26 protein-coding genes are annotated in these 24075 nt (G+C 52.3%); 13 read left to right on the forward strand and 13 right to left on the reverse strand.

Translation table 11 applies throughout. The annotated features are described in order from the left end of the window. Positions 1 to 201 precede the first annotated feature (201 nt). The 4 genes from IT781_RS07160 to phoU are packed head-to-tail and all read left to right on the forward strand — an operon-like array spanning position 202 to position 5698. Positions 202 to 2475, forward strand: a complete 2274-nt coding sequence (locus IT781_RS07160; protein ID WP_194969458.1) for an ABC transporter permease subunit — start codon at positions 202 to 204, stop codon at positions 2473 to 2475. Next, positions 2472 to 4127 (forward strand): phosphate ABC transporter permease PstA, encoded by a 1656-nt coding sequence (gene pstA, locus IT781_RS07165; protein ID WP_194969459.1) that lies wholly within the window; start codon positions 2472 to 2474, stop codon positions 4125 to 4127. The genes IT781_RS07160 and pstA overlap by 4 nt, the downstream gene beginning before the upstream one ends. 42 nt (positions 4128 to 4169) lie before the next feature. Next, positions 4170 to 4967: a phosphate ABC transporter ATP-binding protein PstB gene (gene pstB / locus IT781_RS07170; RefSeq protein ID WP_370526958.1), complete on the forward strand. Its 798-nt coding sequence runs from the start codon at positions 4170 to 4172 to the stop codon at positions 4965 to 4967. A 14-nt stretch (positions 4968 to 4981) separates the two neighbouring features. Continuing rightward, complete coding sequence (phoU, locus tag IT781_RS07175; protein WP_194969461.1) at positions 4982 to 5698, forward strand: phosphate signaling complex protein PhoU; 717 nt, start codon at positions 4982 to 4984, stop codon at positions 5696 to 5698. Positions 5699 to 5774: 76 nt separating this feature from the next. Here phoU and IT781_RS07180 read toward each other — a convergent pair whose 3' ends face one another. Further along, positions 5775 to 6617, reverse strand: a complete 843-nt coding sequence (locus IT781_RS07180) for an outer membrane protein assembly factor BamD (protein ID WP_194969462.1) — start codon at positions 6615 to 6617, stop codon at positions 5775 to 5777. A 118-nt stretch (positions 6618 to 6735) separates the two neighbouring features. On the opposite strand from IT781_RS07180, the gene rluD reads away from it, so the two are divergent. Genes rluD through IT781_RS07195 form a run of 3 tightly spaced genes read left to right on the forward strand, consistent with a single transcriptional unit; the run spans position 6736 to position 9233 of the window. After that, entirely contained in the window at positions 6736 to 7692 is a 957-nt protein-coding gene (gene rluD, locus IT781_RS07185; RefSeq protein WP_194969463.1) for a 23S rRNA pseudouridine(1911/1915/1917) synthase RluD, read from the forward strand. After that, positions 7667 to 8401, forward strand: a complete 735-nt coding sequence (pgeF, locus tag IT781_RS07190) for a peptidoglycan editing factor PgeF (protein ID WP_194969464.1) — start codon at positions 7667 to 7669, stop codon at positions 8399 to 8401. Before rluD ends, pgeF begins: the two co-directional genes overlap by 26 nt. A gap of 4 nt (positions 8402 to 8405) precedes the next feature. Further along, positions 8406 to 9233 carry a ZIP family metal transporter gene (locus IT781_RS07195; protein WP_194969465.1) on the forward strand — a complete coding sequence of 276 codons (828 nt, stop codon included), beginning with the start codon at positions 8406 to 8408 and terminating at the stop codon, positions 9231 to 9233. Positions 9234 to 9266: 33 nt separating this feature from the next. Here IT781_RS07195 and IT781_RS07200 read toward each other — a convergent pair whose 3' ends face one another. Continuing rightward, positions 9267 to 10901 (reverse strand): alpha-D-glucose phosphate-specific phosphoglucomutase, encoded by a 1635-nt coding sequence (locus IT781_RS07200; protein WP_194969466.1) that lies wholly within the window; start codon positions 10899 to 10901, stop codon positions 9267 to 9269. 72 nt (positions 10902 to 10973) lie between these two features. Between IT781_RS07200 and IT781_RS07205 the strand changes: the two genes are divergently transcribed. Continuing rightward, positions 10974 to 11516: a L,D-transpeptidase gene (locus tag IT781_RS07205; protein WP_194969467.1), complete on the forward strand. Its 543-nt coding sequence runs from the start codon at positions 10974 to 10976 to the stop codon at positions 11514 to 11516. 127 nt (positions 11517 to 11643) lie between these two features. Continuing rightward, the gene (locus IT781_RS07210) at positions 11644 to 11922 is read left to right on the forward strand and encodes an Lpp/OprI family alanine-zipper lipoprotein (RefSeq protein WP_194969468.1); all 279 of its coding nucleotides are present in this window, start codon (positions 11644 to 11646) and stop codon (positions 11920 to 11922) included. 59 nt (positions 11923 to 11981) lie between these two features. On the opposite strand, the gene IT781_RS07215 is transcribed toward IT781_RS07210, so the two are convergent. Next, positions 11982 to 13040 carry a L,D-transpeptidase family protein gene (locus tag IT781_RS07215; protein ID WP_228778986.1) on the reverse strand — a complete coding sequence of 353 codons (1059 nt, stop codon included), beginning with the start codon at positions 13038 to 13040 and terminating at the stop codon, positions 11982 to 11984. Then, positions 13037 to 13945 carry a recombination-associated protein RdgC gene (rdgC, locus tag IT781_RS07220; protein WP_194969469.1) on the reverse strand — a complete coding sequence of 303 codons (909 nt, stop codon included), beginning with the start codon at positions 13943 to 13945 and terminating at the stop codon, positions 13037 to 13039. The genes IT781_RS07215 and rdgC overlap by 4 nt, the downstream gene beginning before the upstream one ends. An 83-nt stretch (positions 13946 to 14028) precedes the next feature. Here rdgC and IT781_RS07225 point away from each other — a divergent pair, with 83 nt between their 5' ends. The 3 genes from IT781_RS07225 to yjgA are packed head-to-tail and all read left to right on the forward strand — an operon-like array spanning position 14029 to position 15375. Further along, entirely contained in the window at positions 14029 to 14544 is a 516-nt protein-coding gene (locus IT781_RS07225; RefSeq protein WP_194969470.1) for a DNA-deoxyinosine glycosylase, read from the forward strand. Positions 14545 to 14569: 25 nt separating this feature from the next. Continuing rightward, a complete protein-coding gene (locus IT781_RS07230; RefSeq protein WP_194969471.1) occupies positions 14570 to 14758 on the forward strand; it encodes a hypothetical protein in 189 nt (62 codons plus the stop codon). A 5-nt stretch (positions 14759 to 14763) separates the two neighbouring features. Beyond that, entirely contained in the window at positions 14764 to 15375 is a 612-nt protein-coding gene (gene yjgA / locus IT781_RS07235; protein ID WP_194969472.1) for a ribosome biogenesis factor YjgA, read from the forward strand. A 4-nt stretch (positions 15376 to 15379) separates the two neighbouring features. Here yjgA and dinB read toward each other — a convergent pair whose 3' ends face one another. The 8 genes from dinB to IT781_RS22260 all read right to left on the reverse strand — a co-directional run bounded on the left by dinB (position 15380) and on the right by IT781_RS22260 (position 21809). Beyond that, positions 15380 to 16459 (reverse strand): DNA polymerase IV, encoded by a 1080-nt coding sequence (gene dinB / locus IT781_RS07240; protein WP_194969473.1) that lies wholly within the window; start codon positions 16457 to 16459, stop codon positions 15380 to 15382. Positions 16460 to 16465: 6 nt separating this feature from the next. Beyond that, on the reverse strand, positions 16466 to 16780 hold the full coding sequence (locus IT781_RS07245; protein ID WP_194969474.1) for a DUF4389 domain-containing protein: 315 nt from the start codon (positions 16778 to 16780) through the stop codon (positions 16466 to 16468). An 8-nt stretch (positions 16781 to 16788) separates the two neighbouring features. Beyond that, the gene (locus IT781_RS07250; protein ID WP_194969475.1) at positions 16789 to 17841 is read right to left on the reverse strand and encodes a DUF2333 family protein; all 1053 of its coding nucleotides are present in this window, start codon (positions 17839 to 17841) and stop codon (positions 16789 to 16791) included. A 118-nt stretch (positions 17842 to 17959) separates the two neighbouring features. Continuing rightward, positions 17960 to 18865, reverse strand: a complete 906-nt coding sequence (gene xerC, locus IT781_RS07255; protein ID WP_194969476.1) for a tyrosine recombinase XerC — start codon at positions 18863 to 18865, stop codon at positions 17960 to 17962. A gap of 5 nt (positions 18866 to 18870) precedes the next feature. Further along, a complete protein-coding gene (locus IT781_RS07260; RefSeq protein ID WP_194969477.1) occupies positions 18871 to 19554 on the reverse strand; it encodes a DUF484 family protein in 684 nt (227 codons plus the stop codon). Beyond that, complete coding sequence (gene dapF, locus IT781_RS07265) at positions 19551 to 20378, reverse strand: diaminopimelate epimerase (protein ID WP_194969478.1); 828 nt, start codon at positions 20376 to 20378, stop codon at positions 19551 to 19553. The genes IT781_RS07260 and dapF overlap by 4 nt, the downstream gene beginning before the upstream one ends. Before the next feature lie 53 nt (positions 20379 to 20431). Further along, a complete protein-coding gene (lysA, locus tag IT781_RS07270; RefSeq protein WP_194969479.1) occupies positions 20432 to 21679 on the reverse strand; it encodes a diaminopimelate decarboxylase in 1248 nt (415 codons plus the stop codon). 1 nt (position 21680) lies between these two features. Then, entirely contained in the window at positions 21681 to 21809 is a 129-nt protein-coding gene (locus tag IT781_RS22260; RefSeq protein ID WP_228778987.1) for a lipoprotein, read from the reverse strand. Positions 21810 to 22267: 458 nt separating this feature from the next. Here IT781_RS22260 and IT781_RS07275 point away from each other — a divergent pair, with 458 nt between their 5' ends. Beyond that, positions 22268 to 23149 (forward strand): fructosamine kinase family protein, encoded by an 882-nt coding sequence (locus tag IT781_RS07275; protein WP_194969480.1) that lies wholly within the window; start codon positions 22268 to 22270, stop codon positions 23147 to 23149. On the opposite strand, the gene IT781_RS07280 is transcribed toward IT781_RS07275, so the two are convergent. Beyond that, positions 23034 to 24074, reverse strand: coding sequence for a homoserine kinase (locus tag IT781_RS07280; protein WP_194969481.1), 1041 nt, complete (start codon positions 24072 to 24074; stop codon positions 23034 to 23036). The genes IT781_RS07275 and IT781_RS07280 overlap by 116 nt on opposite strands. Between the last annotated feature and the right edge of the window lies 1 nt (position 24075).

Genomic DNA, 24075 nt, shown 5'->3' on the forward strand with positions numbered 1-24075 from the left:
TACAGATTATGGATTAGCTATGAAAGGACTTTGATTGTTGTGCAGGGATGCATAAACAAGGATGTTGAGCTGGATTAACGCTCTCTTCCCCTTCTCATGATAAACAGAGATTAATCCGGACAAAAGGCGGCTGAGATTTGTATGAATCTCGGCCTTTTTTCGTTTGTATTTCATTGTCCTAACAATTTACAAAATGTCGGCATGTCTGAAAGCAATTTAAATTACCAATCTGCGGGTATGAAAACCGATACCGGCAGGCATTATCATCAGTGGCGATTGATAAAAGACCAGTTGGCCCGTTATGGCGTCGTGATAGGCGGTCTGGGCATCATCGTTGCTATCGCACTGATTTTCTTCTTTCTGCTGTATTCGGTTTTTCCCTTGTTTATACCCGCAGCAGCGGAATCTGCTGCACATTACGACGTGCCCGAAAAAACACTGGGCCATACGCTGTTGCTGACGATGGATGAGCAAAATCAGATGGCCTCTCGTTTCACCGATAGCGGTCAGGTCGTGTTTTTTGAAGTCGCGACAGGCAAAACGGTGGACGTAAAATCGCTTCCGATACCGGCAGGCGCGCATATCAGCAGTTTTGCCCAAGGCAGTCCAGCCGAGGGCGAGGTCATTTATGGATTGTCCGATGGCCGAGCTATCGTTGCAAAATCTCAATACCAGGAATCTTATGCGGACGACAGACGGGTTATTACGCCATCCCTGAGTTATCCATTGGGCGAGGCGCCGCTGATGGTGGACGACACTGGCGCGGCTTTGGAAAAAGTTGCTGTTAAGACCAATGATACAACCACGATTGTAGCCAAAGCTGCGGATAAGGTCCGATTGGTCAGCTTTGAGAAAAAGGAGTCTTTATTTGATGAGGAAGCAGGACTAAATCGCACCGATGCCGTTCTGAACATGCCGGCAGCATTTAATCTCACGGATATCATCATCGACAGAGAACAGCGCAGCCTGTATCTGATCAGCAGTGATGGACGTTTGAGTTTTTTTGATATCAGCAATAAAAGCAGCCCGGCTATCCGTCAACAGCAGAATGTGGTGGCGGCGGGCGAGAAGATTGCCAGCATTGCATTTCTGAATGGCGATCTGTCGCTGCTGGTCGGCGATTCCAGCGGATTGGTATCGCAATGGAATTTGGGCAGAGACGATATGAGACAGCCGGCACTGCGGAAGATCAGATCGTTCAAGGTTTCTGACAGCCCTGTCATTGGCATATACGCCGAGCAGCGCCGCAAAGGTTTTATGACACTGGACGCCAATGGTGTCGTTGGCATTTACCATTCAACTGCTGAAAGAGAGCTGGTTAAAAAGCCTGTCGGCGATGCGGGCTCTATTGCCGGAACGCTATCGCCCAAAGCCAATGCATTCCTGGTGCAGTCCGGCGACAACACCCTGCATTTCTGGCATGTTGAAAATGAGCATCCTGAAGTCTCGATGAAGGTGCTTTGGCAGGAAGTCTGGTATGAAAGCTATCCAAAGCCCAGCTATATCTGGCAATCGTCTTCGGCAAGCAATGATTTTGAGCCTAAATACAGCCTGGTGCCTCTGGTATTCGGCACCTTGAAGGCGGCATTTTATTCGATGTTGTTTGCCGTTCCTTTGTCATTGATGGGCGCTATTTATACAGCCTACTTCATGACGCCGGCCATGCGCCGTTATGTAAAACCGAGCATTGAAATGATGGGCGCGTTGCCGACTGTTATTCTGGGCTTTCTGGCCGGCCTCTGGCTGGCGCCGTTTATAGAAGCGCATCTGGCGGGTTTGTTTGCCTTGTTGATGATTGTGCCGCTGGCCGTGATGCTGTTTGCCTTTCTCTGGCAAAACCTACCCGAAGACCTGCGGCAAAAAGTGCCGGAAGGCTGGGATGCGGCATTGTTGATACCGGTCATTTTATTAAGCGGCTGGTTTGCTTTTGCCGTCAGCGTGCCTCTGGAAGCCGCATTATTCAATGGCAGCCTGCGCGAATGGTTTAAAGCCGAACTGGGTATTGGCTATGACCAGCGCAACGCGCTGGTGGTTGGCGTAGCGATGGGCTTTGCCGTGATTCCGACGATTTTTTCGATTGCCGAGGATGCCATTTTCAGTGTGCCGAAACATTTGACGGTCGGCTCGCTGGCATTGGGCGCTACGCCTTGGCAGACCATGACCAGGGTCGTGCTGTTGACGGCCAGTCCGGGGATTTTCTCGGCGATCATGATCGGTCTGGGACGCGCCGTCGGCGAAACCATGATTGTATTGATGGCGACAGGCAATACGCCGGTCATGGATTTAAGCATTTTCCAAGGCATGCGCACCTTATCGGCCAATATCGCCGTCGAAATGCCGGAATCGGAAGTTGATGGTACGCACTATCGGGTTCTGTTTTTAGCCGCACTGGTATTGTTTTTGTTCACCTTTATTGTTAACACGCTGGCCGAAGTCATCCGTCAGCGCCTACGCGAAAAATACAGTTCATTATGATCAAACAATGGTTTAAAAGCGGTTCGCCGTGGGTATGGCTCAATGCCGCGGCGGTCAGTATCTGTCTTATTTTTGTACTCGGCCTGCTGGGCCTCGTGACTGTAAAAGGGGCCGGGCATTTCTGGCCGTCCGATGTAGCGGAAATGGTTTACCAGGAAGAAGGCGGACAGCCCGAGACGGTGATTGGCGAGATCGTCGATACCAGTATCACAGGCGCCGCCATGGCAAAGGCGGCCGGCTATAAAATGGCCGATAATGAAGACACACTGGTGCAAGATCTGATCAAGACCGGCAATCGCGATGTGCTTGGCGCCGATTTCCGCTGGATCCAGGAACGCAATATCCAGAGCCGACAGTTTCCAGTCGATATCAGCGTTTTGGAACGTCGGGAATGGGGCAATCTTTATGGTAATCTGGCCGCGGTTAAAGAAAGCGGCAACGTTGTTGCTACAGGCGATCAGGCTTTGCCGGTCGCGCGGGAAAGAATAGAGGCGGCTTCGGCTATTTTCGACGAGATAACGCGAATTGAGAAAAAAGAAATCGGCGCGGTCAACTATGGTCTGGAACGCTTAAGACTGAAGCAGAAACGCCTGCAGATGGACGGCCAATGGAATCAGGAGGCGCAGCAGCAGATCGCGGCTGAAAAAGCCGAATATGAGGCCGACTACAAGCGCTACCAGGATCAATTGGGCGAGCTGTATCAGCAGATACGGCGTGATAGCCTGGTGGTAAAGACTTCAGGAGGCAGCGAGCTTGAGGTGCCTTTGGCTAAAGTGGTCAGGTTATACCAGCCGAATGCCATGAGCGTAGGCGATAAAATCATTCACTATGGCAGCAAGCTTGCGGAGTTTTTAACGGACAGCCCGCGCGAAGCCAATACTGAAGGCGGTATTTTTCCGGCGATTTTCGGAACCATCATGATGGTGATCATTATGTCGATTATAGTAACGCCGTTCGGCGTGATTGCCGCCGTGTATTTGCGCGAATACGCCAGGCAGGGCTTTATGACACGGTTGATCAGGATCGCGGTAAATAACTTGGCCGGTGTGCCTTCGGTCGTTTATGGCGTATTCGGTTTGGGCTTTTTTGTCTATATCGTGGGCGGCAACATCGATCGGCTGTTTTATCCGGAAGCGGCGCCTGCGCCGGTTTTCGGCACGCCGGGATTGCTGTGGGCCTCAATCACGCTGGCCCTGCTGACCTTGCCGGTGGTCATCGTTTCTACCGAGGAAGGCTTGGCACGTATCCCCAAGTCGATACGCGAAGGCAGTCTGGCGTTGGGCGCTACCAAACTGGAAACGTTGTGGCGCACGGTGCTGCCGATGGCGAGCCCGGCCATGATGACCGGCCTGATTCTGGCGGTCGCGCGGGCGGCCGGGGAAGTGGCGCCGCTGATGCTGGTCGGGGTCGTCAAGCTGGCGCCGTCATTGCCGTTGGACGGCAATTTCCCGTTTTTGCATTTGGACAGAAAATTTATGCATTTGGGGTTTCATATTTATGATGTCGGTTTTCAAAGCCCGAACGTAGAAGCGGCAAGACCTTTGGTTTACGCTACATCATTGCTGCTGGTCATAGTCATCGTCGGGCTTAATTTGGCGGCGGTTAAAATCAGAAATCACCTGCGCGAAAAATACCGAGCATTAGAAGGTTAACAAAGAATGGCAACAGAAAACGTACGAACTCACGCAATCGATATGGACTCCATTTTAAGGGGACAGACAAAACCGCGGGGCCCGCAGGAAACCTGCATCAAAATAGAGGACTTGAAACTGTTCTATGGTGAGAAGCAGGCCCTGCACGGCATCAATATGGAAATGCCCAAGAAAAAGGTCACGGCCTATATCGGCCCCAGCGGCTGCGGCAAATCAACGCTGCTGCGCTGTATCAACCGCATGAACGATCTGGTCGACAATGTCCGAATTGAAGGCAAAATCCTGCTCGATAATGAAGACATCTATAATAAATCGGTGAATGTGGCCGCTTTGCGCAGGCGCGTGGGCATGGTGTTTCAAAAGCCCAATCCTTTCCCCAAGTCCATCTTTGAAAATGTCGCGTATGGGCTCAGGATTCAGGGCATCAACGACAAGCGCACCCTGGATGAAACGGTCGAGAACGCCTTGCGCGGTGCGGCCATCTGGGATGAGGTAAAAGACCGCCTGAATGACAATGCCCTAGGGTTGTCGGGCGGGCAGCAGCAACGGTTGGTCATCGCCAGAGCGATCGCCATTGAGCCGGAAGTGTTGTTGCTGGATGAGCCCGCATCGGCGCTGGACCCTATTTCAACCTTGAAAATTGAAGAGTTGATCAATGAGCTGAAGGAAAAATACACCATTGTCATCGTGACGCACAATATGCAACAGGCGGCGCGCGTTTCGGACTATACTGCCTTCATGTACATGGGCGAATTGATCGAGATGGGTCATACCAGCGAGTTGTTTACCAATCCCAAAAAGAAACAGACAGAAGATTACATTACCGGACGGTATGGTTAAATCGGGAGAGAACAATGGATAAGAGCAAAATTGGGCAGCATATTTCGGGACAGTTCAACAAGGAACTGGAAGATATCCGCAATAATGTCTTGACGATGGGCGGGCTGGTTGAGCAGCAGATAGAGCAGGCCGTAGAAGCCTTCATGACCGGCGATATAGAAATGGCCGAGCTGGTTATCAAGCAGGATAATCAGGTCGATGCGCTGGAAATGCTCATTGACCAGGAATGCATGCAGATTCTGGCACTGAGACAGCCGGCCGCGTTCGATCTGCGGTTGCTGATCACCGTCATTAAAACCATTAACGAGCTTGAAAGAGTCGGCGACATGGCTGAACGCATTGCTGAAATGGCGATGCGTTTAACGGATACTGACACCAATAAGCATGATCAATATTATGAACTGCAACATATGGCCAATTTGGTCCGGGACATGCTGCATGGCGCCCTGGATGCATTCGCCAGGATGAGCATAGAGGATGTGACGACCATTACCGGGCGCGATGAAGATGTTGACCGTGAATACGGCAGCATCATCCGGCAACTGATCACGCGCATGATGGAGGACCCGAGAAATATCACGCGTACGCTGGATGTGCTGTGGACAGCCAGAGCGCTCGAGAGAATCGGCGACCATTCGGTCAACATCTGCGAAAACATCATCTACATGGTCAAAGGCGAGGATGTGCGCCATATGACCCAGGCCGAACTTGAGAAAAAGATCAAAGGCTAGATGCTGAAAAGGCGGGTATCTCAAGATACCCGCCTTTTCAGAAAAACTGGTTGATGCATGGACCGCCAGTTTGGCGTTACTCTTCCAGACCGATAAAATCCCAGATTTTATGCGATAAGGTAGAGTCCTTATGTTCGGGCACAGTCGGGCCCTCTGGGAAGTTCAATTCGTAAATTCTGGCCGCATCCGCGGCAAGATCCGGCATCTGAAGCTCTGTATAGGCTTCCTGCAAAATTTGCAGCGCATAGGGAACGGCAGGGGTGCGCTGATATTTCTCGACGACATGGTTCGCTCTGTTGACGGCGGCAATGTAAGCCTTGCGCTTCATGTAAAAGCGCGCAATGTGGACTTCATGCATGGCCAGGTTGTTGTTAAGCGCAATCATGCGCTGTTTGGCATCAGGCACGTATTTGCTTTCCGGAAATCTGCGCAACAGTTCGGCGAAATTATCATAAGCCTCACGCGCACTGCTGGTATCGCGCTGAGAGGTGTCGGTCGGCAGGTAGCGATCAATAAAGCCAATGCCGCGATTGTAATTGACCAATCCTTTTAAATAATAAGCATAATCAACGGCGGGGCTTCTTGGGTTGATTTTGATAAAGCGGTCGGCAGCGGCGATTGCGGCTTCAGGGTCGTCATTTTTGAAATAAGCATAAGCCACATCCAATTGAGTTTGCGCCGCTTCTTCACCGAACGGATAACGCGCCTCCAGCGCTTCATAGAGTTTAATCGCTTTTTCGTAATTGCCGGAATCCGAGGCCGCTTTTGCTTCTTTGCGAAATTTATCGGCATTCCAGTCCGCGTATTCGTCTGTTGTATCGGAGGTGTCGCCGGCCGTGAGCTCTTTAAGCGTTTCGCACCCCCCAATCGACAGGCTTAAAAAGCAGATGAATAAAAATTTTATTAAAATTAATCGCATAGTGCTAACGACACGTTGTAATATTAGAGGTTTTCTCGCAGGATATAGCCGCGGCGCTTGAAATGGCTATATAGCCAGCGAGTATAACTTAACATCGAGTTAATCAGAAGAATTTGTTATGACGAGATTAACGGCAGAAGTGCCTTTAGAATTGGCCGGTATGCGTTTGGATCAGGCGCTTGCGGAGCTGTTTGGCGATTATTCGCGCAGCAAGTTGCAAACCTGGATCAAGTCAGGTCGCGTGCTAGTCAACGGTTCAATGCTCAAGCCGAAAGACAAGCTGGAAGGCGGCGAGGAAATCACGCTGGATGCCGAGCCGGAGGTGGTGATTACCTGTGAGCCCGAAGAGATCCCTCTGGATATCATTTACGAAGACGACAGCCTGCTGATCGTCAACAAGCCGGCCGGACTGGTCGTGCATCCGGCTGTCGGAAACTGGAGCGGCACCTTGCTGAATGCTTTGCTGCATCATGCGCCGAATCTGGAGACCTTGCCGCGGGCCGGCATTATTCATCGCATCGACAAGGATACCAGCGGACTGCTGATGATCGCCAAGACGCTGCAGGCGCATAATAGTCTGGCTCAGCAATTGCAGGACCGTGAGATTACCCGGGAATATCTGGCTATCGCGCGCGGCCGCATGACTGCCGGCGGCACTGTCGATGAGCCGATCGGCAGGCATCCTACCGATCGTAAACGCTATGCGGTCAAAAACTCCGGCAAGTTTGCCGTGACCCATTACCGCGTCATCCAGCGCTTTGCCGGGCACACATTGATTCGGGTCAAGCTCGAAACCGGACGTACGCACCAGATCCGCGTGCACATGGCGCATATCCGCTATCCTCTGGTTGGCGACCAAGTGTACGGCGGGCGTTTCCAAATGCCGCCTCATTGCAGCGAGCATCTGGAGCAGGCATTGCGCAACTTCAAACGGCAGGCGCTGCATGCGGCAAAATTGGGACTGCGGCATCCGGTCACTGATGAATATTTGGAGTGGGAACAACCCTTGCCTGAAGACATGGTCAATCTGCTTGAAGCATTAGCTGAAAATGAACAGCAACAAACATTGGCTTGAGCCGGACTGGCCCGCGCCCGGCCACATACATGCCGCGACGACATTGCGTTCTGGCGGCGTCAGTAAAGGTGCGTTTGCCAGCTTAAACCCGGCCACGCATGTCGGCGATGATGCCGAAACGGTCAGGCAGAATCGGCAGATCATCAAAGCGATGCTGGCGCTGCCCGCCGAGCCTGTCTGGCTGGAGCAAGTTCATAGCAACAAAGCCGTCGATGCAGGAAAAACGCAATCACTGGTCCAGGCCGATGCCAGCTTTACCGATGAGGCCGGGGTTGTCTGCGCGGTGCTGACGGCCGATTGTTTGCCGCTGCTGGTCTGCAATGCCGAAGGTTCGCGGATAGCGGCTATTCATGCCGGCTGGCGGGGCTTGTTGTCCGGCGTGATAGGCAATACGGTTACGGCGATGGGCAATCAGGATCTGCTGGTCTGGCTGGGGCCTGCGATCGGATCCGCGTGTTTTGAGGTCGGTGCCGAAGTGCGCGAAGCTTTCATTGAAAAATCAGCAGGGTTTGCTGCGGCTTTCAAAGAGTGCGGCAATGGCAAATGGCTGGCCGATATTTATCAGCTGGCTCGGTCGGACTTGGCCGCTCTTGGCATAGACAGAATTTATGGCGGTAATTTATGCACCGTTACGGATCATGAACGTTTTTATTCCTATCGCCGGGATAAAGAGACAGGACGCATGGCGACATTAATCTGGAGAGACTGAAGTAGTGAGTTTATTGGTATTTATTGTTATTTTTACTGCCGTAGGCGGGCTTTTAAGCGTTATGGCTGCCGCAGTCTTTCTATTAATGCCGGATCATCACAGGGAAGCGGTTTTGCCGCACGGGATCAGTTTTGCGATCGGCGCGCTGCTGGCCGTCGCTTTCTGGGGCTTGATTCCCCATGCGTTCGAAGACGTCAGGCCGGAGCAGATCCAACCCTTGTCCGGAACTATCCTGGCCGGCATACTCGGTTTTTTCGTCCTGGAAAAACTGCTGATCTGGCGCCATTGCCATTACGGTGGCGGTTGTGAAGCGCACGGCGATGAAGACGCTCACGATCATGCGCATGTGCATGTGCACAGCCATGGGCACGGCAAGTCCGCCGGAGCCTTGATCATTCTGGGCGATAGCATCCACAACTTTGTCGACGGCGTGTTGATCGCGGCCGCGTTTTTAACTGATGTGAAACTGGGCATCGTGACCAGTCTGGCGGTGGCTGCGCACGAGATTCCGCAGGAAGTCGGCGATTTCGCGATTTTATTGCAGAGCGGCTATGGTAAAGGCAAGGCGCTGTTCTATAACATTCTGGCCAGTTTGACGACGGTTGTGGGCGGTGTGCTGGCTTATTTCAGCCTGGAGGATCTGCATGACAGTCTGCCGTATTTTCTGGCGTTGGCGGCTTCAAGTTTTATTTATATCGCCGTTGCCGACCTGATACCGTCGCTGCACAGGAAAACCGACATGAAGGCATCCTTGCAGCAGATTGCCCTGATCCTGGCGGGCGTGCTGCTGGTTTGCCTCATGCACGGCATTGCCCATGATATTGAGATGTAGGCGCAGGGGCTGAACCCTGCACCTTGAACTGGCTCAAGTGATAACCGTCGGTCCGGTCCGGCCGGTGCGTTTTTTAACCTCGCAAAGCTGTTCGGCGAGATCGATCAAATCGGCCAGCGCGACTTGCGCATCCTGATCGTGCCTGTCAGGATTGACCTCGAAGCGTTCCAGGTAGATTCTCAACGTGGCGCCGACCGTGCCGGTGCCCGACAGGCGGAATACAATGCGGGAACCGTTTTCAAAGCCGATGCGGACACCCTGGTTCTCGGTAATGCTGTCATCTATCGGGTCCTGGTAGCTGAATTCATCCGCATACTTGACGACATATTCGCCAAATGACCGGCCTGCCAGTGTCGGCAACAGAGACCTGAGATGCTCAATAATATCGTTGGCGATGTCGCTGGCTACGGTTTCATAGTCGTGGCGGCTGTAGATGTCGCGGCCGAATTTCTGCCAGTGCTCATGCACAATATCGGCAACCGGCTGGCGTCTCCTGGCGATCAGGTTCAGCCAGAACAGCACGGCCCATACCCCGTCTTTTTCTCGCACATGATTGGAGCCGGTGCCGAAGCTCTCTTCGCCGCAGATCGTGATTTTGCCCGCATCGAGCAGATTGCCGAAGAACTTCCAGCCGGTCGGCGTTTCATAGCAGGGAATGCCATATTTGGCCGCGACACGGTCGACGGCCTGGCTGGTCGGCATCGAGCGCGCAACGCCGCTCAGGCCTTTGGCATAGGCCGGAATCAGATGCGCATTGGCAGCCATAATGGCGAGGCTGTCGCTGGGCGTGACAAAGAAATGGTCGCCCATGATCATATTGCGGTCGCCATCGCCGTCGGAAGCGGCGCCAAAAGTCGGCGCGGCAGGGCTGAACATTTTCTCGGCCAGTTCCTGCGCGTGCGCCAGATTAGGATCGGGATGATGGCCGCCGAAATCCTCCAGCGGCTCGGCGTTGATGACCGAACCGGGTTGCGCGCTCAGCATGTCTTCCAGTATTCTTTGGGCATATGGGCCGGTAATGGCGTGCATGGCGTCGAAGCACAAGCTGATATAGCCGGAGCTGATGCTTTGCTTCAGCAGCGGAAAATCGAAAATCGACTGCATCAGTTCGGCATAATCGCTTACCGGATCAACAATCGTGATTTTAATGTCGCCGATCTGCTGTGTGCCGATGCTGTCCAGGTCTACATCGGCCATGGTTGCGATTCTGTAATCGTCGATAGACTGGCTGCGCTGAAAAAAGGCCTGTGTATATTTTGCCGGTGCGGGGCCGCCGTTATCGGCATTGTATTTAATGCCGAAATCTTCGTCAGGACCGCCCGGGTTATGGCTGGCGGAAAGGATCAGGCCGCCGAAGGCCTTGTTTTTTCTGATCAGATGCGATGCCGCAGGTGTGGACAGTAATCCGCCCTGGCCGATGATCAATTCGCCGAATCCATTGGCTGCCGCCATTTTAATGATGATTTGTATGGCGGTTCGATTAAAATACCGACCATCACCGCCGAGCACGAGTTTTTTGCCGGCAAAGTCGTCCAAAGAATCGAAGATGGACTGGATGAAATTTTCCAGATAGCCCGGCTGCTGAAATACTTTAACTTTTTTTCGAAGTCCGGATGTGCCCGGGTTCTGATCGTTATAGGGGTGGGTAGTGATCGTTTCTATTTGCATATTTTTGCCTTAGTGCGACAATTATCCTGATGAGCTTAAGTATGGAAACCTTTATTCTAGTGTAGATTATTTATGTGGCGAATTTATTTATTACTCTATTGTAGTTGTTGTGCTACGGTTGTATCTGCCGCTGAGGATATATGGCTGCTGGTGGATACGAGCGCGCTAAAGATTGAAGTCAAAAAAGGCGAGAAGACGCTTGAAACCCTCGACGGTATTGCGATCGGCCAGGGCGGCGCGGGCTTTAAGCATCATCGAGGCGATAATATCACGCCTTTTGGTGATTACAGGATCGGCTGGGTCGGTGAGCAGAGCGCCTTTAAAAAATTTTTTGGTTTAACCTATCCTTCCGTAGAAGATGCTGGGAAAGCGCTGGAGCAGGGATTGATAAATCGCGTCACCTATAACAGTATCGTATACGCTCACAAGCACAATCAAGTGCCTCCGCAAAATACCCCATTAGGCGGACGGATAGGCATTCATGGCTTAGGTCGGGCCGATGAAAAAATCCATAAAATGATGAATTGGACACATGGCTGCATCGCCTTGACCAACAGTCAGATTGATCATTTGAGTCATTGGATAGATAAAGGGACAATGGTCAGGATAAAATAGTCAATGGATAGATAAGGGAATAATGGGAGAAACTAACTTAAAGCTGGAAAAAAGCTTGAAAATAGTGTAGAATCTAATTTGGAAGTACTCTTTACGTAGTAACAACTTTGAAATAAGGAAAAATAATATGAAAAAAGTAATTAAATTATCAATGATCGCTATGGCTGCTACTCTGGTTGTTGGTTGCGCCACTAACTCAGATATCGATAACCTGCAATCACAAATTGATGGTTTGAATTCTAAAGTTTCTCAAGCTTCAGCTGATGCTGCCAGCGCACAACGTGCTGCTGCTGATGCGGCTGCAAAAGCTGCTGATGCAGAACAAGCTGCTAACCGCGCTGCTCAATACGCTCAAGACACTAACAGCAAACTGGATCGTATGTTCAAAAAATCAATGATGAAATAATTCATCATTTTTTGATGCATAGAGAGAGCCCACTGGGATTTTTTCCCAGCGGGCTTTTTTTATGGGATTAAAGAAGGTGCGGGGCCGGCTTCCGTCATGGAAGGACGCTTATAAATGGCGACAGGGATGCCATTATGCATTTGCAGAGCCTTTTTCAGTGTCGCACCATCAAGGACCGGCATTTGATTGTTGTTGGCGCGTTCAATCAATTTTAGCGCCAGCTCCAGGCGTGCCAGGTATTTTTTTTCCGTCTGTTTGGGAGTGGTTCCATTTTCGTCTTCCGCTTCAGTTTCAGCCAAAGTCGGATGAACTTCTATATACAGCGTATCCTGATGCCAGCCGACCTTAACCGGTTGGTTGACAATATAGATTGGCGTGCCTATCTCTATTTCCGGGTACAGTTCTTCAATATCTTCCGGATACATGCGAATGCAGCCATGGCTGACCCTCATGCCGACGCCGAAAGGTTTATTGGTGCCGTGGATTAAATAGCCCTTTACGCCGAGATACATCGCGAACAGTCCTAGAGGATTGTCGGGCCCGGCCGGTATGAATGCCGGCAGAATATCTCCCTTGGCGGCATGTTCCGCTCTGATCGATGCCGGCGGTGTCCAGGTCGGGTTTTCAGTTTTACGGACAATTGTTGTTCGGCCTAACGGTGTTCGCCAATCCACGCGGCCGATGCTGTGCGGAAAGGTTTTGACGATTCCGCTCTCACCTTCCGCGTTTCTGGGAAAATAATACATGCGGTATTCAGGAAGGTTCAGCGTCAGGCCTTTCCTGGGCGTGTCGGGCAATAAGCGCTGATTGGACAATTGCACCCGGGTGTCCTGGCCCGGCAGCCATCTGTCCACGTCCGGGTTAAGCAGCAGGATTTCGAGCTGTCCCATATCATAATGCCGGGCGATATCGAGCAGTGTATCTTCATGGTTGGCCGTGGTGTAAAGTTCGCCGGCTGATGGATCGCCGATCAGGCTGTCGCCCGGGCTATCGGGCAGTTCATACGTTGTGGCTGAAGCAGGGAAGCTGGATATCAGCAGTAATAATACGACCAGCCTGCGGATAAAAGACGGCATAAGATATCTTTTAGGAATCAGGACGGTCGTTAGATGGGTCATGCTTTATTTTCTCCGCCGAATAATTCCATAAGACGGGGCAAAAAGTTCGCCAGTTCCAATGACATAATCGAAAAGTCCACATCGAATTGTTCGGCTTCGTCGTGGGCTTCGATATCGGCAACCTGATCCTGGATCAAATCAAGAAAGCGCAGGCGCTTGATGGACAGATGCTCATCAATAACAAAGGAAAGCCGGTCATCCCAAGTAATGGCCAATTTAATCGCTTCCTTGCCGGTATCGAGATGGTTTTTGATCTCCGGAAGCGTCAGATCATGGCGCTTGCAGCGGATGATGCCGCCTTCCTCTTCGGGTGAGCGCAGCTCACATTCGTCTTCAATCGTAATATCGGCCGGTGTTTGATGATTGATCAGCCACTGAGTCATGGTAAAAACCGGTTTTTCCACCGTATTGGGCGGCACGGCCGGCAATGAACCCAGGCATTTACGCAGGTTGCTGAGCAGGTCCTCTGCCTTTTTGGCCGAGGCGGCGTCAATGATCAGCCAGCCGCCTTTGGGATCGATATAGGCGTAGGTTTTGCGCGAAAAGCTGAATGCCCTGGGCAACAGCTCAAAGATCAATTCGTCTTTGATGGCGGTACGTTCCTTTTTGGCTAATTTTCGGCCCTGCTGGTCCTCCGCTTCCAGGATTTTTTCCTGCAGCATGTCATTGACTACGGCAGCCGGCAGCACTTTTTCTTCTTTTTTCCCGCACAGCATCATAAAACCGTTCGCAGTGTGCACCAGTTGTGCTGAAGCATTGCCCAAAGGAGCGGTCCAGCCAAAGGAGAATTCCTCATGATTGCCACAAGGACGAAATGCCATTTGCTCAAGTTTTTGCTCCAGTTCAGCTGGAGATAAGGTGAAATCTTCGGTGAGACGAAAAATGCTAAGATTTTTAAACCACATGCGTAACAGATACTCTATAAAATTGACGAGAGCGTATTATCGCGCAAAATTGCCGGGCTAAAATTAAAATTTATAGAATGAGTATGACTGATATTAGAGGATTCGCTCCGATTGTTTCCAGGGGTGCGCAGGTGTTGATTCTGGGGTCCATGCCCAGCGAAATCTCACTGCTTAAGCAACAGTATTACGGCCATCCCAGTAATGCATTCTGGCCGATCATGGGCGCATTGTTCGGCGCTTCTCCTGATCTTGATTATGAGCGGCGTAAGGTTATTCTGATGGAGAACAAGGTAGCGGTCTGGGATGTGCTGCAAAGCTGTCAGCGGCAGGGCAGCCTGGATTCGAATATAGCGTGGGCATCGATAAAAACCAATGACTTTGTCGGCTTTTTTAGCGAGCATAAGTTTATCAGGCACGTATTCTTCAATGGCGGCATGGCCGAAAAGGTCTATAAAAAATATATTCTGCCAAGCCTGGATCAACGTTTTACCTATCTTGAATATCAGCGTTTGCCTTCAACAAGTCCAGCCCATGCGTCTTTGAATTTGGCACAAAAAATAGAAGCATGGAAAGTGATTAAGCAGCCTGTGGTAAAGTAGGCGTTATTTATACGGCGAGGCAGAGATGGAAGCATTTTCAAGCTGGGAAAATCTATTGTTGGGCATTCTGGCGCTGCTGATTATTTTCTGGATGCGGCCCGGGATTAAGGCATCACTCGAGCAAAGCAGAAAAGCGCCGGCAGACTGGAAGGCAGTGCTGGTGCCTTTGGGCTTTGTCGTGCTGTTTGTGGTTTTTTTAATGGTAGTGGTTTAGATCAGATGAGTGAAGAAGAATACGAATACGAGGAAGAATACGGGTACGAATACGATGAAGACGAGGAGGTGGAGTATTATGCGGTCCGCCCCAACAAGTCGCAGCAAAAGCGCGATATGGCCGCTCTTTTCGCTTTGGGTGAAGAATTGTCGGGTTTGCCTGAGGCGCAATTAAAAACTTTTGAGCTGCCTGAAAATCTCCATAAAGCTATCGTCCAGGTTGCAGGCATGCCGCCAAAAGGTGCGAGAAAACGGCAGCTGAAATTTATTGCCGGCCAGCTGCATAAAATCGATATAGAACCCATTCAGGAAGGACTGGCCCGCATCAAGAGCAAAAGTGCGCATGCGGTCAGGGAGCATCATATCATCGAGCGCTGGCGGGACAGATTGATTGCAGAAGGCAACGAGGCGCTGGCCGAACTGCTTGATGAGCAGCCGCAGGCGGACCGGCAGCAGTTAAGGCAGCTGTTGCGCAATGCCCAGAAGGAAGCCGCAGCGGGCAAGCCTCCCAGATCTTCGCGCCTACTGTACCGCTATCTGAAAGAAGTGTTTGAGTTCGAAGACTATAAATCAGCTGATGACGAATCGGTTGACGATGAACCGGATTCAGATTTGTAGCGGCTCAGTTAAACAAGTCCGTTTGCTGGAAATGCGTCAGCCTGGACCGGTTTTCCAGCGATGACAGCGTAACGCCAAGCAGCCGTACTCTGCGTGCGCCAATGTCAGTATTGCGCAATAAATCTTCCAGGATCGCAAGCGTGCCCGATGTGGTTGTCACCGCGTGGGGCAGGGTTCGACTGCGCGTGATCTGGACAAAGTCGTGGTATTTGATTTTGACGGTTAAAGTATAGGCGACCAGCTGTTTCTCGGCGGCTCTTACCAGGGCTTTTTCCAGCAGTCCATGCAGTTGCGCGATGACCTCCTGTCTGGCGGTAATGTCCCGCTGAAAAGTCGTCTCTACACCCACCGATTTACTGATCCTATGGCTGTTAACGGGGCGGTTGTCAATGCCTCGGCAGATGTTGTAATAATGGCGGGCCGATTTGCCGAAATGCTGCTGTAACGCTGCCAGCGGCAAGTTTCTTAAATCCTTGCCGGTCTGTATGCCCAACGCCTGCATTTTCTGCGCTGTCGCTTTGCCGATGCCGTGGAATTTATCGATAGTGAGCTGTTCGACGAAGCGCGCGCCCTGTTCCGGCGTGATCAGATAAAGCCCGTCCGGCTTGTCCATATCCGAAGCAATTTTGGCCAGAAACTTATTGTAAGAAATGCCGGCCGAGGCAATCAGGCCGGTTTCCTGTTTAATTGCGGCCTTGATGGCTTTGGCTATGAGCGTGGCCGACCCCTGGTGCAATTGAGTATCGCTGACATCCAGATAAGCTTCGTCAAGCGACAGCGGTTCGACCAGTTCGGTATAGCCGGCAAATATTTTTCGAATGGTTTGCGACGCTTCCCGATAGGCTTCGAAGCGGGGTTTGACAAAAATAGCCTGCGGGCACAAACGGTAAGCCTGCGATGAAGGCATGGCCGAATGGATGCCGTACTGTCTGGCCTCATAGCTGCAGGTGGCAACGACGCCTCGTGTGTCGGGGGGGCCGCCGACAATCAGCGGCTTGTTCCGGTATTTGGGAAAATCCCGTTGCTCGATGGCCGCAAAAAAAGCATCCATATCGATATGAATGATTTTGCGGATACGATCCATGGCGGGTTATTTTTTTGAATCCCTCGGCTCGGGCAGGTTCATCTCTTCAGTCATCTGCCAGTCCGAGAAAGGGAAAGGCAGTGTATCGGTATTGAAAGTCAGAAACAGCAGGATATGGTAGGTGTAAGCCGAAAGGCTGCGTCCGAAATTGAGGACGTTGCTGTTGACTTTGCCGGTCAACAGCATGGAGGCGACTTGCAGCGCGATAATCGCCCACAGCAGCATTCTGACCAGGGTGATGATGGCTGCAAAAATCAGTATAAAGAAAATCCGTTTCCAAGTGCCGAGCTTTTTCAGGTTTTCGTTGATTTGCTCTTGCATGATCGGCATTACCCCCGGTTCATGATGTCACGCAAGTCCAATGCTGCCGCATTGGCGCGCGCGATATAGGTTGCCAGGGACAATGAATAGTTCGCGAACAGGCCATAGCCGCTGCCATTCAAAACCATGGGGCTCAGGATTGGAGCCAGTGCGTTTTCAAAGGATTTGATCATGATGTCGACCGTATTCATGGCGCGTTTATCCAGCAGGATGTCATGGAAATCATGCTTGATGGCCCGGAGGATATGCAGCAGGGCCCAGCTGGCGCCGCGGGCTTCGTAGAAAACGTTATCGATCTCCAGCCATGGGGTCTGGGCTACTATCGGCACAGTTTTGGTTTCACGGGCCTCGCCTGTAACGCCGGTTTCAGCAGTGCCCGGTTCAAGCACTGCCAAGCCGGGTATGATTTCCGCACCAGCCACGCTGGCGCTCAGGCGCGTGGACAAACCACCCAGACGCTTGATCACCACTTCCACGTATTGCGCCAAGTTGTCGGCTCGGGCATAGAACTGCCCACGCTTCACGGGGCCGCCGTATTTTTGCAGGCGCAACATATACTTATGCAGCGCCTCGATGCCTTTTTCATATTCCGCTTCCGTTGACGGCAAAGCCCACGAATTGTGTTCGTAGTAGAAGTAAGGCTCCGCGACCGCCAGATCGGCATCTTCGGCCGATTGCGATTGATCTCGGGCAAAATGGTTTCTTAATGCCGATGTGGCATCGCGCAGCATGACCAGGGCGCCAAATTCCCAGCTGGAAATGTTATCCAGCAATACGCCGGGAGGCGCAACGTCATTGGTGATATAGCCGCCGGATTTATGCAGCAGGACATCAGCGATGTGAGCCAACGTGTTGGCATAGGTATAGCCTAAAGGCATTTCAGTAGTATTGGTTTCTTTTGCCCTTTCCAGCGCTTCTTCCTGTACATTGAACTGATCCGGTTCACTTCCCCACCAGGCACCCAGGATGAATAGAACAACTAGTACCACCAGGACTAATACGCCGAAGCCCCAGAGTATTCCTTTAGATTTTACATCTTGCAGTGTATCGCTTGCCGCCATTTTTCAGGTGTCCCGTAAAGATAGAGTGTCTGCGTGATAAAACAGATTACTTTGTCTACTAAAATTAGCCCACATGGTAGCAGATTTTTTAAATATTTGCTGACCAAGCAATGGCCCGTTATGATTTTTTTTTGGCTCTCGGATGGGCTTTATCGTAGACTTCAGCCAGATGTTGGAAATCCAGATGCGTATAGATCTGTGTCGTACTGATATTGCTGTGTCCGAGCAGTTCCTGCACGGCTCTCAGGTCCTGGCTGGATTCGAGCAGATGGCTGGCAAAAGAATGCCGGAGCATATGCGGATGCAGGTGTTCGGCGATGCCTTTTTTCCGGCACCACTGCGCCAGTCTTAACTGAATGCTGCGCGGGCCCAGTCTCGTGCCGCAGCTGGAAACGAATAATGCGGACTCGGCGGCGGCAGCCATCTTTAAACGCTGAGCCAGCCAGTTCTCAAGCGCGCTGACGGCCTTGCCGCCGATAGGCAGCAGCCTCGATTTTCCGCCTTTACCGGAGCGCACGACCAGCGAGCGATCGGGCAGATCAATGTCGGCCAGGTTCAAGGCGGCCAATTCGCTCAGGCGCAGGCCGGAAGAATAGAATAATTCGAACATGGCCAGATCGCGTATTTCCAGCACTGAACTGGTTCCCGCTTCCAGCAGGCCGCTGATCTGGTCCACATCCAGCGTCTTGGGCAGTTTTCTGCTTTGTTTGGGCGCTTTGACATACTGGGCCGGATTGCTTTCGGCCAGACGTTTCTTCAACAGGAAGTTATAAAAACTGCGGATTGCCGACAGTTCGCGCTGCAGGCTCTTACTGCTGATGCCCTGACGGTGCCGGCCTGCGATGTGTGCTCTGATATCGTTTTGCTTGAGATCGATCCAATGATCGATAGCTTTGCTCTTGCAATAGCGGATCAAATGTCCGATATCCCGCCGGTAGCTTTTTATCGTGTGTTCGGAGGCGCGTGCCTCAACCTGGAGCTGGTCTAAAAAGGCCGTTAACGCACGCTCGGCATCGGTACGCATAAAAATCAGGCGGCAAGCAGTGAAATAAGCCGGGTGCCGATGATTTCACTCATTTGAGTCAGAAACAGGTTGCCCATGCTGTAATGAAACCGGCTCTCTTCCCGGCTGCCGATGGCCACGATACCTTCGAGCTCGGTAAAGACCATGGGAATGATAGCGCAGGATTTGACGTCCGGCGCGGCCTCGCCGAACAGCACTTTAGCCTGCGCCAGTGTCGGACGGCCGCATTTGGGTTGATTGGCGGCCAGTTCCTTTGTGAAGGGTTTCAAGTCTACGCTGTCCGGTGCGATGAACAGATTGGCGATCGACGCGTCCGGCTTGTGCTTAATGATGCGAATCGCGACAAAATCGGTCAGAAAATAGTCGGACAAGACCATCTCAAGATTGGCGATGGCTTCCTCCAGCGTGGACGCATCCAGCAAAGCCAGGGTAAGCTTGTGCATGCGGCTGAGGGATGTGTCGTTGTCTCTGGCAATCTCAATGAGCGCCTTAAGCTGGTTGTCCTGTTCCTGATGCTTGTTTCTGTACAGCTCCAGCTGTTTTGAAATCAACGATACGGCGCTGCCGCAGGGGTGCGGGATGCGCATTTTTTCCAGCAGCTGCAGATGGTCGCTAAAAAATTCCGGATGCCGCTGCAGGTATTGTGCAACCTGAGCCGCAGTCAGTTCCGGGTTTTGCTGTACGGTCATAACGCCAGTGTTCCATCGAAAACGGTGACGGCCGGCCCCGTCATGAATACAGGCTCTCCGCGGCCTGACCAGCTTATTTTCAACTCGCCGCCCGGCAGTTCCACGAAAACATCATGATCCAGCAGGTTGTGCTCGATGCCGATTACCACGGCGGCACAAGCGCCGCTGCCGCAGGCCAGCGTCTCGCCGGCGCCGCGTTCGAAAACGCGCAGCTTGATATGCTGGCGGTCAACCACCTGCATAAAACCGATATTGGCGCGCTCAGGGAAAACCGGGTGCCGCTCCAGTTCACTGCCCAATTCAGCCACCGGCGCGGTTTTTAAGTCGTTGACTTGCAGAACGGCATGCGGATTGCCCATCGAGACAGCGCCAAATGCTCTCTCAGTGCCGTTTACCGCTACGGTGTAATATTTGGATTCTTCCTCGACAAGCATAGGGATTTCGTCGGGTGCATGCCGGGGCACGCCCATATTGACCGTAACAAGATCATCTTCATCAAGATGCAGCAGCAGTTGGCCCGAATTGGTATCAACGCGTATCTCGTCCTTATCGGTCAACTGTTTGTCGCGGACGAAACGGGCAAAACAGCGTGCGCCATTGCCGCACTGGGCGACTTCGCTGCCGTCGGCGTTGAAAATCCGGTACTTGAAGTCGGCATTGGCGCTGACCGGTTTTTCGACCAAAAGCAGCTGGTCGAAGCCGATGCCGAAATGCCGGTCAGACAGTTGCCTGATCTGTTCTGCGTTTAAGGCGACGTGTTGATTGATGGCGTCAATGACGACAAAGTCATTGCCGAGGCCGTGCATTTTAGTGAAGTTGATCATTTATGTGCTTCAAGGGATAGAGTGAAAATGGGTTGGTTTCCGGCGCCGATGGCTCATGGCAACAGCTGCTCTCCGGCCCAAAGTTGGGCGATCGTTTCCCTTGCTCTGATCAAGTGCAGATCATTTCCGTCGACCATCAGTTCGGCGACACGCGGCCTGGAGTTGTAATTCGAGCTCATGGAGAATCCGTAAGCGCCCGATGACCGTACCGCCAATAAGTCGCCCTGGGCGATTCTGAGCGTGCGTTCCTTGCCCAGGAAATCGCCCGTTTCGCAAACCGGGCCGACGATATCCCAGCGCATCTCCGGCGCCTGGCTTTGCTTTTTGACCGGGATGATCTCCTGCCAGGCGCTGTATAAAGAAGGGCGCACCAGATCGTTCATGGCCGCATCGACGATGGCGAAGTTCTTGTGGGCTGTCGGTTTGAGATATTCAACCTGTGTAACCAGAATGCCAGCATTGCCGACGATGGCGCGGCCGGGTTCCACCAAAATTTCAAAATTGTTGGCGCCCAGACGTTCCAGCACAGCCCCGATGTAGCCGGCCGGTTCGGGCGGCTGTTCGTCCTTATAGCGGATGCCGAGCCCGCCGCCCAGGTCCAGGTGATGCAGAGCAATGCCTTCGGCTTTGAGGGTTGACACCAGATTCAATACGCGGTCCAGCGCATCAAGGAAAGGCCGGGCCTCGGTCAGTTGCGAGCCGATATGGCAATCGATGCCAACCACGTTGATATAAGGCAAGGCAGCCGCGCGCCGGTATTCGCCCAGGGCCTGCTCGATGTCGATGCCGAATTTGTTTTCTTTAAGACCGGTCGAGATATAAGGATGGGTTTTGGCGTCGACGTCGGGATTGACCCGGAAAGACACCGGCGCAATAACGCCCAGTTGCCCTGCAAGCCGATTAATCCGGTCCAGTTCGTCGCTGACTTCAACATTAAAACAGCGTATGCCGACTTTCAATGCGGCCAGAATTTCATCTTCGCGTTTGCCGACGCCCGAGAACACGATTTTTCCGGGATCGCCGCCGGCGGCAAGAACGCGCTCCATTTCGCCCAGCGAAACAATATCGAAGCCTGATCCCAGGCGGGCCAGCAAATTGAGAATAGCGATATTGGAGTTGGCTTTGACGGCATAGCAGATCAGATGCGGCTGGTCACCAAAAGCCCGATCAAAGGCGTGCCAATGCCGTTCCAATGTGGCTCTGGAATAAATGTAACAGGGACTGCCATATTTATAGACGATATCCTGCACTGCCACATCTTCGGCGAATAGCTCGTCATTTCGATAATTGAAATAATCCATGTTATTTGTCTTTTTCCGGTTTTACATGAATGGGCGGCTGTTGGTCCGGCAAATAAAGCGGACCCGGTTGTCCGCAACCTGCAACAACTGAGCTTAGCAGTAATAATAGTAGTAATTTATAGTTTTTCATGAAGCATAATAAATAGAGTCAGCCACCATGTGATGCTTAGGACGCATGGTTATAAAAACAACTCACATAATAAGCCGAATTGTAATAAAAGGCATACAGCTTTATAGATTTGTCCGATTGTGCCCTGCAGCGAATGCCGGCGGGGGATAAAGTCAACTTTTAAAATCATAAGAAAATCGTGATTTTAACTGAAACTAAAGGACTGTTGAACTTTAAAAACAACCATGGAATTGAATGCGAAATGAATCCGGATTGGGTCGTCTGAAGTAGCCGCGTTTGAGCCTTTGCCATGTCGATATCGTTAATTCTGCACGCTTCCGGCATGTGCGCTATTATCTGGTCAGATCATCATTCGTTCATTTAGGCAGGACGGCCAGGCGTTATCGATGTCTGATGCGGTCAAATAACAACAAGGTCTGTCTTTGAAAAATAAAGTGTAGAAACGTGGTAGATAAATTATGAACTGGCAGATTATTTCAGAACACATCGCGGCGGCAACGGGACAGGCTTTTACGGTCATGTCATCGCAAGTCGTTAGCGGTGGCGACATCAATTCAGCCTACCGGCTGAAAGGGCATGATGAAACCTATTTCGTGAAGCTCAACCGCGCTGATCTGGCCGCTATGTTTGAAGCCGAATTCGAAGGGCTCAAGGAGCTGGCATCAACTCAAGCCCTGCGCGTACCTGCGGCCATCACTGCCGGCAGTACGGCAAATCATGCCTTTCTGGTGCTCGAAAACATTGACTTCGGTCCCTCGAGCAAAGCGTCCGAGCGTCTGTTGGGGCAGCAGCTTGCGAGCCTGCATGCCGTAAAACAGCCGTATTTCGGCTGGCATCGCGACAATACGATCGGCAGCACGCGGCAGCCCAACGGTCAATATAGTGACTGGCTGAATTTCTGGCGCGAGCAGCGTCTGGGCTTTCAGTTGAAACTGGCGGCATCGAACGGTTACGGCGGACGGCTGCAAGCGAGCGGCGAGCGGCTTCTCGGCGATCTGGATGCCGTATTTGGCGGCTACGCGCCGGAGCCTTCCCTGCTTCATGGCGACCTATGGGCCGGTAATGCGGCCGTGGACAGGCAAGGGCTTCCGGTGATTTTCGATCCGGCCTGTTACTACGGCGACCGGGAGGCCGACCTGGCCATGACCGAGCTGTTCGGCGGATTCGGCCGCGATTTCTATGCCGCCTACCAGGAAGCCTGGCCTTTGCATGAAGGCTACAGCGTCAGGAAGACGCTGTACAATCTGTACCACATTCTAAATCATCTGAATCTGTTCGGCGGCGGGTATCTACGGCAGGCCGAAAGCATGATGGCCATGCTGCAGGCCGAAGTGAAATGACCGAGGCCAGCCGCCGGTGCTGTTCCAGGATATGCCGGAAAACCAGCGGATCTTTCTGCTGGGTTATTTCGCCTGAGCGCGGATGCAGTCGATGATGCAGCCGCGATAACCAGAAGCGTAGCGCGGCGGTTCTGAGCATGAGTGGCCAGTGCCGCCTTTCCTGCGGTTCCAGCGGACGCAATGTTTCATAGGCCGATAGTAGGGCCATGATTTTTTCAGGATTCATGATGCCGTTATCGCAACACCAGTCATTGGCCGTGATCGCGATATCGAGCAGCAGCGCGTCGGTGCAGGCGCTGTAGAAATCCAGCAGACCGCTGAGCCGCCCGTCCATGAACAGGACATTATCCCTGAACAGATCGGCATGGATGACGCCGCGCGGCAGAAGATCCGTGCTGTTTTGGAGCTGAATGCGCAATTCGTCGTCAATCAGAGTCCGGTCCGCCGGACATAAGAACGGCCCGATTTCCGCGAACACGCTCCCGCACCAGTTCAGCCCCCGGCTGTTCTTGATCGGAAACGCGTAGTCTTGCGTAGCGCAATGCAGGCGCGCCAGCTGCAGGCCGATCTGACGGCAATGCGCAATCGACGGCGAAGCGACGGCGGCGCCGAGCAGACGCTTGAACAGCGCGGCCGGCTTATTGTTCAGGATGCGTAGCGACTTGGCTTGCCGGTCGGGCAAAGGGCGAGGGCACGCGATTTCGCTTCTGCCCAGATGCGTCATTAAATCCATGAAGGGCGGCAGATCGTCGGCCGCCAGCGACTCGAACAAGGTCAGGATGAAACGGCCCTGCGTGGTCGTGACAAAATAGTTAGTGTTTTCTATCCCGTCTTTAATCCCCTCAAAACCGGTGACTTTGCCAAGACTGTAAGTGCTGAAGAATTGTTCGAGCTGCAGGCGGTTTACAGGCGTATAAACAGACACC

The sequence above is a fragment of the Methylobacter sp. BlB1 genome, from assembly GCF_015476545.1.
Classification (GTDB): Bacteria; Pseudomonadota; Gammaproteobacteria; order Methylococcales; family Methylomonadaceae; genus Methylobacter.

Excerpts from the sequence above, each read along its gene's own strand:
- IT781_RS07160 (WP_194969458.1), top strand. The coding sequence starts at position 202 with ATGTCTGAAAGCAATTTAAATTACCAATCTGCGGGTATGAAAACCGAT.
- pstA (WP_194969459.1), top strand. The coding sequence starts at position 2,472 with ATGATCAAACAATGGTTTAAAAGCGGTTCGCCGTGGGTATGGCTCAAT.
- pstB (WP_370526958.1), top strand. The coding sequence starts at position 4,170 with ATGGACTCCATTTTAAGGGGACAGACAAAACCGCGGGGCCCGCAGGAA.
- phoU (WP_194969461.1), top strand. The coding sequence starts at position 4,982 with ATGGATAAGAGCAAAATTGGGCAGCATATTTCGGGACAGTTCAACAAG.
- IT781_RS07180 (WP_194969462.1), bottom strand. The coding sequence starts at position 6,617 with ATGCGATTAATTTTAATAAAATTTTTATTCATCTGCTTTTTAAGCCTG.
- rluD (WP_194969463.1), top strand. The coding sequence starts at position 6,736 with ATGACGAGATTAACGGCAGAAGTGCCTTTAGAATTGGCCGGTATGCGT.
- pgeF (WP_194969464.1), top strand. The coding sequence starts at position 7,667 with ATGAACAGCAACAAACATTGGCTTGAGCCGGACTGGCCCGCGCCCGGC.
- IT781_RS07200 (WP_194969466.1), bottom strand. The coding sequence starts at position 10,901 with ATGCAAATAGAAACGATCACTACCCACCCCTATAACGATCAGAACCCG.
- IT781_RS07205 (WP_194969467.1), top strand. The coding sequence starts at position 10,974 with ATGTGGCGAATTTATTTATTACTCTATTGTAGTTGTTGTGCTACGGTT.
- IT781_RS07210 (WP_194969468.1), top strand. The coding sequence starts at position 11,644 with ATGAAAAAAGTAATTAAATTATCAATGATCGCTATGGCTGCTACTCTG.
- IT781_RS07215 (WP_228778986.1), bottom strand. The coding sequence starts at position 13,040 with ATGACCCATCTAACGACCGTCCTGATTCCTAAAAGATATCTTATGCCG.
- rdgC (WP_194969469.1), bottom strand. The coding sequence starts at position 13,945 with ATGTGGTTTAAAAATCTTAGCATTTTTCGTCTCACCGAAGATTTCACC.
- IT781_RS07225 (WP_194969470.1), top strand. The coding sequence starts at position 14,029 with ATGACTGATATTAGAGGATTCGCTCCGATTGTTTCCAGGGGTGCGCAG.
- IT781_RS07230 (WP_194969471.1), top strand. The coding sequence starts at position 14,570 with ATGGAAGCATTTTCAAGCTGGGAAAATCTATTGTTGGGCATTCTGGCG.
- yjgA (WP_194969472.1), top strand. The coding sequence starts at position 14,764 with ATGAGTGAAGAAGAATACGAATACGAGGAAGAATACGGGTACGAATAC.
- dinB (WP_194969473.1), bottom strand. The coding sequence starts at position 16,459 with ATGGATCGTATCCGCAAAATCATTCATATCGATATGGATGCTTTTTTT.
- IT781_RS07245 (WP_194969474.1), bottom strand. The coding sequence starts at position 16,780 with ATGCAAGAGCAAATCAACGAAAACCTGAAAAAGCTCGGCACTTGGAAA.
- IT781_RS07250 (WP_194969475.1), bottom strand. The coding sequence starts at position 17,841 with ATGGCGGCAAGCGATACACTGCAAGATGTAAAATCTAAAGGAATACTC.
- xerC (WP_194969476.1), bottom strand. The coding sequence starts at position 18,865 with ATGCGTACCGATGCCGAGCGTGCGTTAACGGCCTTTTTAGACCAGCTC.
- IT781_RS07260 (WP_194969477.1), bottom strand. The coding sequence starts at position 19,554 with ATGACCGTACAGCAAAACCCGGAACTGACTGCGGCTCAGGTTGCACAA.
- dapF (WP_194969478.1), bottom strand. The coding sequence starts at position 20,378 with ATGATCAACTTCACTAAAATGCACGGCCTCGGCAATGACTTTGTCGTC.
- lysA (WP_194969479.1), bottom strand. The coding sequence starts at position 21,679 with ATGGATTATTTCAATTATCGAAATGACGAGCTATTCGCCGAAGATGTG.
- IT781_RS22260 (WP_228778987.1), bottom strand. The coding sequence starts at position 21,809 with ATGAAAAACTATAAATTACTACTATTATTACTGCTAAGCTCAGTTGTT.
- IT781_RS07275 (WP_194969480.1), top strand. The coding sequence starts at position 22,268 with ATGAACTGGCAGATTATTTCAGAACACATCGCGGCGGCAACGGGACAG.